This is a genomic window from Sphingomonas vulcanisoli (genome assembly GCF_011761305.1).
In the GTDB taxonomy this organism is placed as follows: domain Bacteria; phylum Pseudomonadota; class Alphaproteobacteria; order Sphingomonadales; family Sphingomonadaceae; genus Sphingomonas_I; species Sphingomonas_I vulcanisoli.
Map to the genome: position 1 here is coordinate 337,492 of NZ_JAAOZC010000003.1, position 15,732 is coordinate 353,223.

Annotated in this window: 13 protein-coding genes; 9 read left to right on the forward strand and 4 right to left on the reverse strand. The window is 67.6% G+C overall.

The annotated features are described in order from the left end of the window. Positions 1-2: 2 nt before the first annotated feature. The 3 genes from FHS31_RS08360 to FHS31_RS08370 are packed head-to-tail and all read right to left on the reverse strand — an operon-like array spanning position 3 to position 3,142. Complete coding sequence (locus tag FHS31_RS08360; RefSeq protein ID WP_167072895.1) at positions 3-1,118, reverse strand: glycosyltransferase; 1,116 nt, start codon at positions 1,116-1,118, stop codon at positions 3-5. A 1-nt stretch (position 1,119) separates the two neighbouring features. Continuing rightward, a complete protein-coding gene (locus FHS31_RS08365) occupies positions 1,120-2,121 on the reverse strand; it encodes an NAD-dependent epimerase/dehydratase family protein (protein WP_167072896.1) in 1,002 nt (333 codons plus the stop codon). A 13-nt stretch (positions 2,122-2,134) separates the two neighbouring features. Further along, positions 2,135-3,142: a glycosyltransferase gene (locus tag FHS31_RS08370; RefSeq protein WP_167072897.1), complete on the reverse strand. Its 1,008-nt coding sequence runs from the start codon at positions 3,140-3,142 to the stop codon at positions 2,135-2,137. Positions 3,143-3,227: 85 nt separating this feature from the next. Between FHS31_RS08370 and FHS31_RS08375 the strand changes: the two genes are divergently transcribed. Then, entirely contained in the window at positions 3,228-4,676 is a 1,449-nt protein-coding gene (locus FHS31_RS08375) for an oligosaccharide flippase family protein (protein WP_167072898.1), read from the forward strand. Between the two features lie 11 nt (positions 4,677-4,687). Next, on the forward strand, positions 4,688-5,218 hold the full coding sequence (locus tag FHS31_RS08380) for a gamma carbonic anhydrase family protein (protein ID WP_167072899.1): 531 nt from the start codon (positions 4,688-4,690) through the stop codon (positions 5,216-5,218). Here FHS31_RS08380 and FHS31_RS08385 read toward each other — a convergent pair. Beyond that, complete coding sequence (locus tag FHS31_RS08385; RefSeq protein ID WP_167072900.1) at positions 5,188-5,412, reverse strand: hypothetical protein; 225 nt, start codon at positions 5,410-5,412, stop codon at positions 5,188-5,190. The genes FHS31_RS08380 and FHS31_RS08385 overlap by 31 nt on opposite strands. A 143-nt stretch (positions 5,413-5,555) precedes the next feature. Between FHS31_RS08385 and addB the strand changes: the two genes are divergently transcribed. The 7 genes from addB to FHS31_RS08420 all read left to right on the forward strand — a co-directional run bounded on the left by addB (position 5,556) and on the right by FHS31_RS08420 (position 15,728). Further along, complete coding sequence (gene addB, locus FHS31_RS08390; protein ID WP_341786319.1) at positions 5,556-8,594, forward strand: double-strand break repair protein AddB; 3,039 nt, start codon at positions 5,556-5,558, stop codon at positions 8,592-8,594. Continuing rightward, positions 8,591-12,031, forward strand: a complete 3,441-nt coding sequence (addA, locus tag FHS31_RS08395) for a double-strand break repair helicase AddA (RefSeq protein WP_167072902.1) — start codon at positions 8,591-8,593, stop codon at positions 12,029-12,031. The genes addB and addA overlap by 4 nt, the downstream gene beginning before the upstream one ends. A gap of 51 nt (positions 12,032-12,082) precedes the next feature. Further along, positions 12,083-12,403: a thioredoxin TrxA gene (gene trxA, locus FHS31_RS08400; protein ID WP_167072903.1), complete on the forward strand. Its 321-nt coding sequence runs from the start codon at positions 12,083-12,085 to the stop codon at positions 12,401-12,403. A gap of 65 nt (positions 12,404-12,468) precedes the next feature. Continuing rightward, complete coding sequence (locus FHS31_RS08405; protein ID WP_167072904.1) at positions 12,469-12,918, forward strand: DUF1465 family protein; 450 nt, start codon at positions 12,469-12,471, stop codon at positions 12,916-12,918. A gap of 55 nt (positions 12,919-12,973) precedes the next feature. After that, positions 12,974-13,702, forward strand: a complete 729-nt coding sequence (locus FHS31_RS08410; protein ID WP_167072905.1) for an EF-hand domain-containing protein — start codon at positions 12,974-12,976, stop codon at positions 13,700-13,702. Next, positions 13,699-14,391 carry a response regulator gene (locus FHS31_RS08415; protein ID WP_167072906.1) on the forward strand — a complete coding sequence of 231 codons (693 nt, stop codon included), beginning with the start codon at positions 13,699-13,701 and terminating at the stop codon, positions 14,389-14,391. Before FHS31_RS08410 ends, FHS31_RS08415 begins: the two co-directional genes overlap by 4 nt. Further along, positions 14,388-15,728, forward strand: coding sequence for an ATP-binding protein (locus FHS31_RS08420; RefSeq protein WP_167072907.1), 1,341 nt, complete (start codon positions 14,388-14,390; stop codon positions 15,726-15,728). Before FHS31_RS08415 ends, FHS31_RS08420 begins: the two co-directional genes overlap by 4 nt. The last annotated feature ends 4 nt before the right edge of the window (positions 15,729-15,732 follow it).

Here is a 15,732-nt window from a genome sequence, read left to right on the forward strand (position 1 = left end):
CGTTACCGCTCCGACCAGAGCTGCCGCACCAGCGCCGAATAAGCGTCCCGGAAGCGCGCGGCGGAAAAGCCTTCGGCATGAGCGCGGATCCGAGCGCTATCGAACTGATCCGGTTGTGCTTCCAAGCGCTCGATCGCCGCGTTCAGTCCTTCCGCGCTCTGGTCTTCGAACAGCAATCCGCTGAGGCCCGGGATCACGCTGTCCAGTGCGCCGCCGCGGGCATAAGCGATCACCGGCCGGCCCGCAGCCATCGCCTCGATCGGGGTGATGCCGAAATCTTCCTCACCGGGCATCAGGAAGGCGCGGCAGTTCGCGTAGAGCCACGCCAGCTCGGCGCGCGGGACCTGGCCGCGAAACTCCACCGTCGGCCCCGCCAGCTTGCGCAATCGCGCGGTCTCCGGCCCCTCGCCGGTGATGATCAGCCGCCGCCCGCGCGCATTGGCCGCCGCGATCGCCAGATCGATGCGTTTGTAGCCGACATGCCGCCCGCCGATCAGATAGAAATCCTCCGCCGCCGCGCCGCTCGTTGCGAAGGCATCGACGTCAACGGGCGGGTGGATCACCGTCGAGGGCCGGCGGTAATAGGCGGCGATGCGCCGGCTGATATGGCTGGAATTGGCGACGAAGGCGTCGACGCGCTGGGCGCTGGTATAATCCCACATCCGCAGGCGCGGGCCGAAAAACGTCATCATCCACCGCGTCAGCCGACCGGATTCGGCGGCATATTCGTGCGCCTGATCCCAGAGGTAGCGCATCGGGCTGTGGCAATAACAGACGTGCAGCGCCCCGATCGGCGCGATAACGCCCTTGGCGGGGCCGCTCTCGCTGGAGAGGATGAGATCGTAGCCGCGCAGATCGAGCGATTCGATCGCCATCGGCATCAGCGGCAGCAGCTTGCGATAATAGCGGCCGACGCCGGGCAGCTTCTGCAGGAAGGAGGTCGTAACCTTATGGCCGGGGGCGATCTTGGCGCTCACCGCCGGATCGTGGATCAGGGTGAAGACATCCGCCTGCGGGAACAGCCGCAAAATTTCGCTGACCACTTTCTCCCCGCCGGCCTCGCCGACCAGCCAGTAATGGATCAGCGCGACGCGCGCCTGTTCGATCGGCTTGGTCATGTCAGACGCCGTGATAGCCGCGATACCAATCGACGAAGCGCGGCACGCCCGCTTCGATCGTGGTGGTCGGCGCATAGCCGAGATCGCGCTCGATCGCCGAGACATCGGCATAGGTGGCGGTGACGTCTCCGGGCTGCATCGGCTGATAGTCGCGGATCGCTTTGCGCCCGCAGGCTTGCTCGATGATTGAAACGAAGTGTTCAAGCTCCTCGGCTTGCGAGTTTCCGATATTGTAGAGGCGGTGGGGCGTAGTGCTGCCGCCGGCCTTCACCTGGCCGTCGTCGGCGGGCGGATGATCGATCGCTGCCACCACGCCGGCTACGATATCGTCGATATAGGTGAAGTCGCGGCGCATCTGCCCTTGGTTGAAGAGCTTGATCGGCCGGCCGTTCAGGATCGCTTCGGTGAACAGCCACGGCGCCATGTCCGGCCGCCCCCAAGGGCCATAGACGGTGAAGAAGCGCAGGCCGGTCTGCGGCAGGCGATAGAGATGCGCGTAGGATTCGCTCATCAGCTCATCGGCGCGCTTGGTGGCGGCGTAGAGCGAGACGGGGTGATCGGCGCGATCCTCGACGCGGAAGGGCAGGCTCTCGTTGCCGCCATAGACCGAGGAGGAGGAGGCATAGACGAGGTGGCCGATCTTCCGCTGGCGGCCGAGCTCCAGCAGATTGAGATGCCCGGCGACATTGCTGCGGACATAAGCGCGCGGGTTCTGCAGCGAATAGCGTACCCCGGCCTGTGCGCCGAGATGGACGATGGCATCGATCGCCTCGCCCGCCATCGCGGCATCCAGCGCGGCATCGTCGGCGAAATCGAGGGGCAGGAAGCGGAAATCGCCCCCCGCCGCCTCAATCGCCGCCACCCGATCGCGCTTGAGCGAGACCGGATAATAATCGTTGAGATTGTCGATCCCCAGCACCGCATCACCGCGTGCCAAAAGCGCGCGGCAGAGGTGGTAGCCGATGAACCCGGCGGCGCCGGTGACGAGGATGCGCTTGGTCATGCGGGATGGCGGCTCATGGCAGGGGAAAGGCCGGATCGATACCAAGCTTCTCGCGATCCGCATCGGCAAGCGCCCGGCGCAGCAGCCGATAGCGCGCCATCCGTCCCTCCTTGAGCGCCATGGCGCGCAGGATCGTCAGGAAGAGCGCACGGTTGGCGCGGAACAGCGGACCGGTCGGCCCACGCCGATAGCGATCGAGATGCGCCATGTTGCGGAAGGTATAGAAGACGCGGAAATCGGAAGGGCCGCGCAGCCAGCGGGCGAAGCTGGACGCGCCGGAGAGGGCATCGTTGTAGGACGGCTCAAGGTCGTCGATCAGCGCGCCGGGCACCAGCATCAGCGCCCCGCCCTGGCGTAGGATGCGGATCGTATATTCGTGATCGTCCTGATAGAGGCCGTAGCGCTCGTCGGGCAGGCCGATCCGCTCGATCGTCTCGCGATCGATCAGCAGTCCGCCATAGGGAGCGGCTGGGATCGGGAGCATCGTCGGGATCGCGCCGGTCTCCTTTCCGCGCTTGAACAGCCGTCGAGCGATCTTTCCGGCCATGTCGGCGATATGAAAACCGAAGGCGGTGTCGCGCTCCGCAAGCGTCACGCCGCGCTGGGTGTGATCCAGGCGTTGTCCGCCATGGCCCGCGCGCAGTGCCAGCACGGCGGCAGGGACGCCGGGCTGCTTGATGGCGTCGAACGCCGCGATCAGCGCGGGCAGGGTATCAGTGCGAACGGCATTGTCGTCATCGAGCATCAGCAGACGATCGTAGCCCGCGGCCAATGCCGCCTCGATCCCCGCTGCGAAGCCCGCCGCCGATCCGCGATTGCGATCGAGCCGCACGACCGTCACCCAATCGCCGAAGCGCGCGGCGGCGGGCGCGATCGGGGTGGCCGATCCGTTGTCGATCACGATGGCGTGGTCCAGCCCGCCCGCCCGCGCGGCGTCCAGCGTGGTCAGCACCAGCCGCTCTCGCGCGCCATAGGTCACGATCACCGCCGTGACGGCTTGATTGTCCGATCGCGCCTGCACGCTACCCCTAACGTCCTTGCCCGTGGCCCGCGTAGCGAATGCTCCGCTGCATTGCAAAAAGCGCATGTTCGCCTAACGGGGCGTCGTGCGCACAATCCCCACCGGCCTGATCTACGGCGGCGCGCTCGCCATTTCGAGCGGAGCCAATTTCCTGGCGCTGCTGGTCTGGACGCGGCTGCTGCCGCCCGCGCAGTTCGGCATCTATGCGATCGCCTCGGGCACCGCGCTTTTCCTGAATGCGCTCGGATTCGAGTGGCTGCGGCAGACGGCATCGCGCCTGCTGGTGTCGCCAGGCGCGAAGTTCGGCGTCGATCCCGGGCGCGCCAATTCGATGACGCTCGTCGTGCTGTCGGTGGTGGGCATCACCTTCGTGGTGATCGCGCTCGGGCGCGGGCTGAACCTGCCGATCGCGGAGCTGCCGGCGAGTTGGTGGCCGGTGATCGGTGTGTTCACGCTTTCGGAGATGATGCTGGCGCTGGCGAACACGCTGAGCCGTTTCCGGATGCTGCCCTGGCAATTCTTCCGCAGCATGGCCTCGCGCGGCTTTCTGTCGCTGGCAATCGGCGTTCCGCTGGTGATGCTCGGCTGGGGCGCGCTGGGGGCGATCCTCGGTATCGTCCTCGCGCAATGCCTGGTGATCGGATCGACTTTGCTGCTCGATCGCTTCTGGCGGACGTTGCGGCCCGCGCAGGGGCGGCGTGCTGACGTCGCGGCGATCCTGCACTTCGGATTGCCGCTGATCGCCAGCAGCGGCGCCAATTATTCGGTGGGGTTTCTGGATCGCTATATGGTCGGCCAGTTCCTCGGGCTGAAGGAAGTCGGGCTTTATTCGGCGCCCTTCGATCTGATGCAGAAGACGGTCGTCTTCCTACTGCTCGCGATCAATCTCACCGCCGGGCCGCGCATCTTCCTGGCGTTCGAGGCGAAAGGCCCGGACGCCGCGCGGCACGAGCTCGATCAGAATTTCCTGCTGCTGCTCGGTGTCGGCCTGCCGGCGGTGGTCGGGCTGGCGGCACTGTCGCCGGGCCTTTCGGGCATCTTGATGGGCCCGGCCTATCGCGCGTCCGCGGCCGTGCTGCTGCCGCTGATCGCCACCGCGGTGCTGCTGCGATCGCTGGTCGGCTTCCATATCAGCCTCGCGTTTCAGCTCGCCAAGCGGACGCGGCTGCTGGTCATCCCGCCGCTCCTCAGCGTCGTCGTGCTGATCCTGGCCGGCTATTTCGGACTGCGCTGGTATGGGCTGGTCGGCATGGCCTGCGCGGCGATCCTGGCGCAGGGCTTCGCCTTCGGGCTGAGCCTGGCGATGGCCAAGCGGATCTTCGGGATGCGGCTGCCGATGGCGCAGGCGTGGCGGGTGATCGCGGCCGCCGCCTGCATGGGGGCGCTGCTGTGGCCGCTACGCGGGTATAGCGGCGCGCTGCCCACACTGGGGCTGGTCGCCGCAGGCGGCACGATTTACGGCGCTGCATTGTTGCTGTTCGGCTATCCTCCAGCGCGGGCGATCCTCGCCCGGTTGCGGCGCGCCGAATCCTGAAGGACCGGCCGATGCCCTGCTACGAGATCGACGGAAAACGCCCGACCCTGCCCGCCAACGGCGATGTCTGGATCGCGCCTTCGGCCGAGCTGATCGGCGATGCCCGGATCGGCGAGGGTGCGGGGGTGTGGTTTCACGTCATGATCCGCGCCGACAATACGCCCATCATCATCGGTCCGGACACCAACATCCAGGATGGATCGATCCTGCACAGCGATGCCGGCAGCCCGCTGACCGTGGGGCGCGGCGCCACCATCGGCCACAATGTGATCCTCCACGGCTGCACCATCGGCGATCATGTGATGATCGGCATGGGATCGACGATCATGAACGGTGCGGTGATCGGCGCGGAGAGCGTCGTCGGCGCCAATGCGCTGGTGACCGAAGGCAAAAGCTTCCCGCCGCGCGGCATGATCCTGGGCGCGCCCGCCAAGCGGGTACGCGATCTTACCGATGAGGAAGTGGCGTTTCTTCACCAGACGGCGGCGAACTATGCGCAGCACGGGCGCGATTATGCGGCGGGGCTTCGCCGCATCGATTGAACTCGGCCGTGGCGGCGCACGGCCCCCGGCTGGACATCGGTAATTTTTTTGCCCTGACGCCAGATTTCGATCACCCCGCCATGATCGAGCTGCTGCGCCTCGGCGACCGCATCCGCGTCATCCTCGACGAAGCACTCGCGGACATCCTCGATATGCCCCTGCGGACCGATGAAATAGAGCCGATAATAGTGCATGTCTTGCCCCGACGTGGCGTACCTTCGCCATCCGCTATTCGCCGACTCCCCAAACTGCCCAAAGCATGTTGTGCCCACGACGCAAAGAGCCGGCCGCGAACGGCAATCATTGTTTACCCAGCGCGCCCGTCTATCCTGCGCGAGTGAGCGCCCGCCCGAACGTCTTTTCGATTCCCCCGCATCGGGGCTTCGCCGATGCGCTGGCGGTGGGCCTGCTGACGCGGCACGGGCGCGATCCGATGCGGCTGGCGCGCGGCGCGATCCTGCTGCCCAACGAACGCGCGGTGCGCGCGGTGCGCGATGGCTTCGTGCGCCATTCGGACGGGGGCCTGCTGCTGCCGCGGCTGGTCTCGATCGGCGATCCGGCGCTCGATGATCGGCTGGGCGCGCTGTTCGATCCACTCGACGAGGCGACCCTGCGCCCCGCGATCGATCCGCTGCGCCGTCAGCTGATCCTCGCGCGCTTGATCGCCGATGTCCGGCGGCAGGCGGGCGCGCCTGTGGACGCCGGTGAGGCGATGCGTCTCGCCGCCGATCTGGCGCGCACACTGGATCAGCTGATCGTCGCGGAGGTGCCGATCACGCGGCTGGGCGATGTCGTGCCGGAGGCGCTGGCGGTGCATTGGCAGGCGTCGCTCGCGCTGCTCGATTTGATCCTCATGCAATGGCCCGAGGCGCTGGAGCGGCTGGGGATGATCGATCTCGCCGCGCGGCGCAACGCGCTGATCGATCGCGCGGCGCGGGGCTGGGCCGCGCGTCCGCCCGCTACCTGGATCGCAGCGGCAGGGATCAGCGCGGCTGGCCCGGCGGTGGCGCGGCTGCTCCGCTGCGTCGCGCGCTTGCCCGATGGAATGGTCGTGCTCGCCGGTCTCGATCGGGCGATGGTGGAGGAGCAATGGGCGGCGCTGAAGCCCGAGGAGGGACGCGCGATCGAAACCCACCCCCAGCTCGCGCTCAAGCGTCTGCTTGAAGCGATGGGCGTCGCGCGGGGCGAGGTGCGGCTGTGGCCGCGCGGCGGGGCAGGGCGGACACCCGCGGCGCGCAGCCGCGCGATCGGCCACGCCATGGCCCCGGCGGAGTTCACCGATCGCTGGCGCGATCTGCCGCCGCGCGATCGGCAATTGCCCGGCGTCCGCGCCGCCGAATTTGCCGCGCCCGCCGCAGAAGCGCAGGCGATCGCGCTGGCGCTGCGGGAGGCGATCGAAGTTCCCGGTGTGACGGCGGCGCTGGTCACCCCCGATCGCGGGCTCGCCGCGCGGGTGTCGGCGCATCTCCGCCGCTGGGGGATCGATGCGGACGACAGCGCCGGACGCCCACTGTCCCAGCTCGCGCCCGGCACCTTGCTGCTGGCGATTGCCGACGCGCTGGCCGAGGATTTCGCGCCGGTGGCGTTGCTCACTCTGCTCAAGCATCCGCTCGTGCGCGCGGGTGAGGAACGCGGCGGCTGGCTGGAGCAAGTCCGCACGCTCGATCGCGCTTTGCGCGGACCACGGCCCGCGCCCGGCCTTGCCGGAATCGGCCACTATCTCGCCAGCGGCGATGGCTGGCAGGCGCGCGATCGTGAGAAGGCTTTGCCGTTCTGGCGTGAGGAGGTGCTGCCGCTGCTGACGCCGCTCGCCACACAGGCCGAGTCGCTGCCGATCGGCGCGCTGTTCGCACAGCTGCGCGAAGCCGCGACGGCATTGGCAGGCGATGCCGCCTGGTCGCGCACGGCGGGGCGCGCCGCCGCCGAACTCGTTGGCGCTCTTGAGGAAAGCGGCGGCGAAGGCCCGGCGATGCTGTCGCGCGCGAGCCTGCCGGCGTTTCTGCGCGCGGTGCTGGACGCGATCGCGGTGCGTCCCCCGCAGGGCGGGCATCCCCGCATCTTCATCTGGGGCCTGATCGAAGCCCGATTGCAGCGCGCCGATCTCGTCATCGTCGGTGGTCTGAACGAGGGCATCTGGCCCGCCTTGCCCGCGCCAGACCCGTGGCTCGCGCCCGCCATCCGCGCCGCGCTGGGGCTGCCCGGCCTGGAAGAGCGGATCGGTATTCAGGCGCAGGATTTCGCGGCGGTATTGGGCGCGCCCAAGGTGCTGCTCACCCGATCGCGCCGCGATGCGCGCGCGCCCGCCATCGCCTCGCGCTTCTGGCTGCGGCTGGAGGCGATGACCGGCGGGCTGCGGCGCGTTCGGCGTTTCGGGCGCTGGGCGCAGGCGATCGATCACGGCGGCGTGCCCGCGCCCGCCGAGCGTCCTGCGCCGAGGCCGCCGATCGCCGATCGACCCCGCCAGATCGCGGTGACCAAGCTAGATCGCCTCAAGGCCGATCCCTTCGCTTTCTATGCCGACGCGATGCTGAAACTGAAAAGCTGGGATGCAGTCGATGCCGATCCCAGCCCGGCGTGGCGGGGCACGGCGGTGCATGCGATCCTCGATGCCTGGTATCGCGAGGATGATTGCGATCCCGACAGGTTGCGGGCGCGGGCGGAAGCGTTGCTCCGCGACGTCGGCGCGCATCCCGTGCTGCGGGCGCTGTGGGCGCCGCGCCTGCTGGAAGCGATCGACTGGATCGCCGCCTATTCCGCCGAGCGTGCCGCGGAAGGACGAAAGCCGATCGCCGCCGAGGTCAAGGGCAGCATCGATCTCGATGGGCTGCGGTTGTTCGGCACCGCCGATCGCATCGATCGCTGGCCGGACGGGCGGCTGGCGATCATCGATTACAAGACGGGCAAACCGCCCAGCACGCGCGCGGTGGAGCAGGGCTATTCGATGCAGCTCGGCCTGCTCGGCCTGATCGCTGAAATGGGCGGTTTCGCAGGCATCGGCGGCACGCCCGCCGAATTCGAATATTGGTCGCTGGCTTCGGGCAAGGACACGCTCGGCTACATGGCCTCCCCCAACAAGATCGATAAACAGGGGCGCGGCGTCCCCGCCGAGGAGTTCACCGCCCGCGCGCGGCGCGTGCTGGAAGAAGCGGCACGGCGCTGGCTGACCGGCGACGCGCCCTTCACCGCCAAACTCCATCCCGAGCTTGCGCCTTATGGCGATTATGATCAGCTGATGCGGCTGGACGAATGGTATGGGCGTGGCACCCAATCCCCCCTCCCGCATGCGGGAGGGGTCGGGGGAGGGGCGAGCGAAACTCGCGCTACGTCATCCAATTCCCCTCCCCTAACCCCTCCCGCAAGCGGGAGGGGGATTTGACCGGCAAACCCAAGCCCCTCGAACGCCTGCTCGGCGAGCAGGCCGACGCTTCCGATCCCAAAAAGCTGGTCTGGCTCTCCGCCTCGGCGGGCACGGGCAAGACCCATGTACTGACCGCGCGCGTGCTGCGCCTGTTGCTATCGGGTGCGGCACCCGGATCGATCCTTTGCCTCACCTTCACCAAGGCGGGCGCGGCAGAGATGGCCGATCGCATCCAGGCGCGGCTGGCGAGCTGGGTGCGGATGAGCGAGCCCAAGCTCAAGAAGGAGTTGTTCGCGCTCGGCGAGGCCAATGACGATCGGGCCTTGCGCAAGGCTCGGCGGCTGTTCGCGGGCGTGTTGGACGCGCCCGGGGGTGGTCTTCGCATCCAGACGATCCACGCTTTCGCCCAGACCCTGCTCGCCGCCTTCCCCGCTGAAGCCGGGCTGGTGCCGGGGTTCAAGCCGCTGGAGGGCCGCGCGGAGGCGGCGCTGGCGCGGGAGACTTTGGGGCGTCTGCTCGCCGATGCCGAGGCCCAGGGCGATCTCGGCCTGATCGCCGATGCGCAGGCGCTCAGCCGCCGGCTGGGGGAGGAAGCCGCCGAACGCTATCTCCGCCTCTGCGCACGCGCCCCGCAGGCGATGGTGGCGCTCGGCATGCGGCAGGGGATCGAGGCGCGGGTGCGCAGCGCGCTCGATGTCTGGCTCGGCGATGTCGAGGCGCGGATCATCGAGGAGTGCCGCGATTTCGATTGCGCGGGACTACGCGCGATCCGCGCCGCCAATCTCGCCTGGGGCACCAAGACCGGGCTCGATCATGCCGATCGCATCGATCGCTTCCTGAACGCGGATGCCGTGGGCCGCGCCGCGCTGCTGCCAGAGATGATCGCCATGGTGCGGACCAAGGATGGTACGCCGAGGGCGATCTCCACCAAATTGCTCGGCTGCGATGCCGCGCATGGCGACAATTGTGAGGCTTTGGGCGAGGCGATCGGCGCTTTGGTCGGCCAGCGGACGCGCGCGGCCACCGCCGTCTTGATCGCCGCCGGGCTCCGCGCCGGTCAGGCCTATGCGCTGGCCTATGCCGAGGCCAAGCGCGCCGCAGGGGTCGTCGATTTCGACGATCTGATCCGGCTGACGGTGGACCTGCTGGAGCAGGAGGGGATCGGCCAGTGGATCCGCTTCAAACTCGATTCGCGCATCGATCACGTCCTGATCGATGAGGGGCAGGATACCAACCAGCGGCAATGGGCGATCGTGAAGGCGCTGGCCGACGAATATTTCGTCGAGGAGGCGGGCGAGGAAACGCGGGCGGCGCGCACCATCTTCTCGGTCGGCGATTTTAAGCAGGCGATCTTCGGCTTCCAGGGCACCGATCCCGCCAACTTCGCCGAAGCGCGCAGCTATTTCAGCGGGCGCGCCGCCGATTCGGGGCGGACGGTCGAGCATCTCTCGATCGATCGCTCCTTCCGCTCGACCCCGCCGATCCTGACTGTGATCGATCGGCTGACCGAGACGATCGGGCGCGAGGCGATGGGGCTGGAGGACGATCTCAAATCCCACATCAGCGCCCAGGCCGACGGCCCCGGCACCGTCACGGTCTGGCAAACTGTCACTGTCGATATGGGCGAAGATGCTGAAGATCCGGAAGAAGGCTGGATCGACGACGCCGCCCGCCTCTTCGCCTCCAAGCTCGCCGAACAGGTCCGGCAATGGATCGCGGCGCCGCTCTGGCTGCCCGCCAAGAAGCGACCGCTGCGTCCCGAGGATGTGCTGATCCTGGTGCGCAAGCGCGGCGATCTCGCTTCGCTGATCGTCGCGCGCTTGCATGCGGCGGGTGTGCCGGTTGCGGGTGTCGATCGGTTGCGGCTCGATGCGCCGCTGGCGGTCAAGGATCTGATGGCGGCGGTGCGCTTCGTGCTCCAGCCCGAAGACGATCTGACGCTCGCCTCGCTGCTGGTCTCGCCCCTGTTCGGGCTCAGCCAAGGGGCGCTCTACGAGCTGGCGTTCGGACGCTCCGGAACGCTGTGGAGCGCCTTGCTCGCCTCGGAGCAGGAGAGCGTGGTCCGCGATCTGAAGGGTCTGCTCAACGCTGCGGACTTCACCACACCCTATCAATTCCTCGAAGCCATCCTCTCCGGCCCGCTCGATGGCCGCCGCCGATTGCTGGCGCGGCTGGGTGACGAGGCGCGCGATCCGATCGAGGAACTACTCAACGCCGCACTGGCCTTCGAACGCGAAGCGACGCCGACGCTGCAACGCTTCCTCGATTGGTTCGATCGCGGCGAGGTCGAAGTAACGCGCGACCCTTCCGCCCCGCTCGATGCGGTGCGCGTGATGACCGTCCACGGCGCCAAGGGCCTGCAAGCGCCGCTGGTGATCCTGGCCGACGCCACCGGTGATCCGACGCGCGCGCCCAAGCGCGGGCTCGAATGGTTGGTGGATGCGGAGGGCGAAGCGGTGCCGGTCATTCGCCCGCGCAAGGGTGAGGTAGCAGGGTCGCTCGCCGAAGCCGCCGAAGCACTGGAGAAGCGTGAGCTGCAGGAGCATTGGCGGCTGCTCTACGTCGCCGCGACGCGGGCGGAAGAGCGGCTCGTCATTGCCGGCTCGCTCGGCCCGCAGGCGAAGGGCATCGCCCCCGAAAAGAGCTGGTGGGCGACCTTCGCAACGGTGATGGACGGCATGGGGATCGATCCCGTCGAGGATCCTTTGTGGGTGGGGGCGCGTCATTATCGGGGCGATCGGCCGCAGCTTGCCGAGGTCCGCGCGCCACGCGCCGCTGATCGCACCATCGTCGAGGCGCCGCTTCCGGAATGGCTGCGACGATCCGCGCCGCAGGAAAGCCGTCCGCCGCGCCCGCTCGCGCCCTCCGCGCCCGGTGAGGACGATAGCGCCCAGCCGCCGCCCAGCCCGGCGATGCGCGCGGCGGCACGGCGCGGGCGGTTGCTCCATTCGCTATTCGAACGCTTGCCAGCGATCACGCCCGACGAACGCCACACCGCAGCGATCCGCTGGCTGACGGAATCGGCGGGGGTGGAGGATGTGGCCGAGGCAGAAGCCATCGCACGCGATGCCTGCACCATCATTGCGACGCCTGACCTGCGCGCGATCTTCTCCGATCGGGCGCTGGCGGAGGCGCCGATCGCTGCCGTGCTGGGCGATGGCATCGTCGTCGCCGGCACGGTCGATCGCTTGTTGATCGAGGCCGATCGCGTGCAGGTGATCGATTACAAGACCAGCCGCGCCGTGCCCGCCTCCGTGGACGATGTGCCGACCGGCCATCTTCGCCAGATGGCCGCCTATGTCGCCGCGTTGCGCGTCATCTTCCCCGATCGGCAGGTCGAGGCGGCGTTGCTCTATACGGCTGCGCCGGTGCTGCTGCCGCTGCCCGACGCCCTGCTCGATCGTCACAAGCCCAGCTTGCAGCCAATGCAGCAAAAGCTTGCTCTCGGCGGTTGAGAGCGAGGGACAGCCGCCTTACATCCTCTCCAAGCATAGGAGCACGCCACGATGGCCACGAAGAAGATCACCGATACCTCGTTCGAAAGCGACGTCCTCAAGGCTAGTGGCCCGGTGCTGGTCGATTTCTGGGCGGAGTGGTGCGGGCCGTGCAAGATGATCGGCCCGGCGCTGGAGGAGCTTTCGGATGAGCTCGGCGAGAAGGTGACGATCACCAAGCTCAATATCGATGAGAATCCCGATGCCCCGGCGCGTTATGGCGTGCGCGGCATCCCGACGATGATCCTGTTCAAGGATGGCGCGCCTGCCGCCACCAAGGTTGGTGCTGCGCCCAAGGGCGCGCTCAAGGGCTGGATCGAAGGTTCGCTATGATCTTACCCGCCCGCTAACCGCGTCTCGCAAGGGCGTGGTGGCGGGTGGCGCTTTAGGGGTATTGGATGCGCGCTGACGCCATCGCTTCCCGTCTGATAGAAGGCCTCTATTCGGAGGCGCTTCTGCTCGCCGACGAGACGCGGGCCTATTTCGATCAGGGTAACGCATCCGAGCGCGAGGGCCTTACTCCGGCGGAGCGCGTGCTCTTTGCTTGCGAAGCCTTGAAGGCGTCGACCCGGCTTATGCAGGTGATCGGATGGCTTTTGATGCGCAAGGCGGAAGCCGCAGGCGAAGTGCCAGTGACCGATCCTTCCGATCCAGGCCGCCGCCTGGAAGAGGTGCCCGCGATCGATGCGGATGCCCTCGCGCGCTTTCCGGCCCGCGGTCGCCAATTGGTGCTGGCCGGTTTCGATCTTCACCAGCGTGTCGCGCGGATCGATCAAGGCGATGCCGCCCAGGAACCCTCGCAAAGCCCGGCGCGCGCCTTGCTGCATCGCCTCGAACGATCGATCTAGGCCTGTTTCAGCGTTGCAATTTGCCGGTAGGCTAAGCGGCTATTAGCTTCAGCGAATGTTTCGCTCGGTCCTCGCCCTTCTCTGCCTGATCACTCCACCGGTCCTCGCCAAGGATCGGTTGCCGGCCGACGCGCCCTATTGCGCGCGGCCCGGCACGCAGGCGGTTTTCCTGTCGCCGATGGGAGAGCCGTTTCGTGCCGCGCCGGGGCAGCCTTATCCATCGGTGCTATGGGTCGCGGCGGCGGATCGCAACCATGACGGCGTGATTGATCGCGGCGAGATGATCGCCGATGCGCAACGCTTCTTCCGCATCCTCGATCGGGATCATGACGGCAAGCTCACGCCCGAGGAGATCGCGGCTTACGAAAATCAGATCGCGCCCGAAATCGCGCTCTACTCGGTGCGTGGCCGTGATTTCGGAGGTCCGTCGGGGCGTGGCGGCTTGCTGTCTGGCGTCATGCCGCGTGCGGGCGAAAGCGATTATTATGGGCCGATGGGGGCCGGGGCCTATGCCTGGCTCAACATACCGGAGCCCGTGGTCGCCGCAGACGCGGATGTCGATCGGATCATTACCGAGAAGGAATTTCTGGGCGCCGCCGGCCGCCGTTTTGAGCAGCTCGATCCCGCAGGCAAGGGCAGCATCGCGCTCAAGGATATGCCCAAGACCGCTAATCAGCAATCGCTGGAAGGACCATGCCGGCCCCGCCCCAAGCCGCGCACGACCGAGGCCAAGCAGCGTGAGAAGGATTTGCGGGACGATGAGCGGGAAGCGATGCCGCAATGAGCGAGCGCATCCTCGTCGTCGATGATGATCCCGATCTGCGCGCGCTGATCAGCGATTTCCTCGCCAATTCGGGCTATGAGGTCCAAAGCGCGGCGGACGGCGCGGGCATGGATGCGTTTCTGACGCGCGAGAGTTTCGATCTCGTCGTGCTCGATCTGATGATGCCGGGGGAAGATGGCTTATCGATCCTCCGGCGCCTGCGCGGCGCGGGCGGGCCGGGGATCATCATGCTTTCGGCGATGGCCGAGGATACCGATCGCATCGTAGGGCTGGAGGTCGGCGCGGACGATTATCTCGCCAAGCCCTGTAACCCGCGCGAGCTCCTTGCCCGGGTCCGCGCGGTGCTGCGGCGGCGGGCCGAGCTGCCGACGAGCGGACCGGCGGGAAAGATCCGGCGCTTCGGTATCTGGACCCTCGATATCGTCCAGCGCACGTTGGAGCGGCCGGGATTGGAGGCCGTGCAGCTTACAGACGGCGAATTCCGCATCCTCACCGCCTTCCTCGATCGCCCGCAGCGGGTGATGAGCCGCGATCAACTGATCGAACATGCGCGCGGCCTGGGCAGCGATGTCTTCGATCGCGCGATCGATGTAACGATCAGCCGGCTGCGCAAGAAGCTGAGCCCCGACGATCCGATCCGCACCGTGCGCAACGAAGGCTATATGTTCGCGCTGCGGGTGGAGGGATGAGTCGCCGCTCGCTGCGCGCCCTGCCGGTCTTCTGGCAGATCCTCGGCGTGCTGCTGGCGGCCGTGGTGTTCGCGCAGGCGGCGGGCATCGCCGTCCTGTTCATCAGCCCGCCGCCGCGCCCGCAATTCAACCGCCTGGATGAGATCGCCGAGACGCTCGCCGGCGGATCGCATGACACGCAGGAGCATGATCATGATCGCGATCTCCTGACCAGCGTTCAGGCCGGCGCGCCGATGCCGAGGCCGCGCATGGTGGCCGAGCCACCATTGACGCACATGTTGGCTGAGCGGCTTGCACGGCCGGATGGTCAGGTCCGCCTGTATTTCGAGCCTGAAGCCGCCAAGCAGCCCTTCCGCCGCTGGCCGCGCCAGCCCGTATACCGGCGGCATGGCGAGACGATCTTCTTCACACCCTTGATCGCCGCGGTGCAGACGCCACAGGGGTGGCGCATCGCGCAGACGCCGCCGCCACCGCTGATCGCGCCCTGGCAGCGGCGGATGATCCTTTGGTTCCTGATCAGCATCGTCGCGCTCGTCCCGCTCGCCTGGTGGTTCGCGCGTGCGCTGACCCGCCCGATCAGCAGCTTCGCTGCCGCCGCCGATCGGCTCGGTTCCGATCCGCTCGCGCCGGCCGTCACGGAGGAAGGTCCCGCCGAGCTGCGTATCGCAGCCCATGCGCTCAACCGCATGCAATCCCGCCTCGCCGATTATGTTGGGGAGCGGACAGCGATGATTGGCGCGATCGCGCACGATCTGCGCACCCCGCTCGCGCGGATCGCTTTCCGGATCGAGGATGCGCCCGATGCGGTGCGGGAGAAAGTGCTGGGCGATGTCGAGCAGATGCGCGCGATGCTCGCCGCCACGATCGGCTTCGTCCGCAATACGGAGGGCGAGAGGATGCGCGTCCCCGTCGATCTCACGGCGCTCGTTATGGCGCTGATCGAACAAGACCGCGATCTTGGCCGCGACGTCAGCCTTGCCAGCAGCGCTCCCGCCATCGTGCTGGGCGATCCCTTGTCGTTGGAGCGGCTGCTGCAAAATCTGATCGATAACGGCATCGCTTATGCCGCTTCGGTCGAGGCGAGCGTGCGGCGGGAGGAGGGCGTGGCGGTGGTGACGATCGCCGATCGCGGACCAGGCATGCCCGCCGAATTGCTCGAACGCGCCTTCCAGCCGTTCGTGCGCGGTGATCCATCCCGCAACCGCGCGACAGGCGGTATCGGTTTGGGCCTGACAATCGCCCGCACCATCGCCGAGAATCACGGCGGCACGGTAACGCTCGCCAACCGTGCCGGCGGTGGTCTGGATGCCGTGCTGCGGCTGCCGCTGGCGCCCTAGCTTA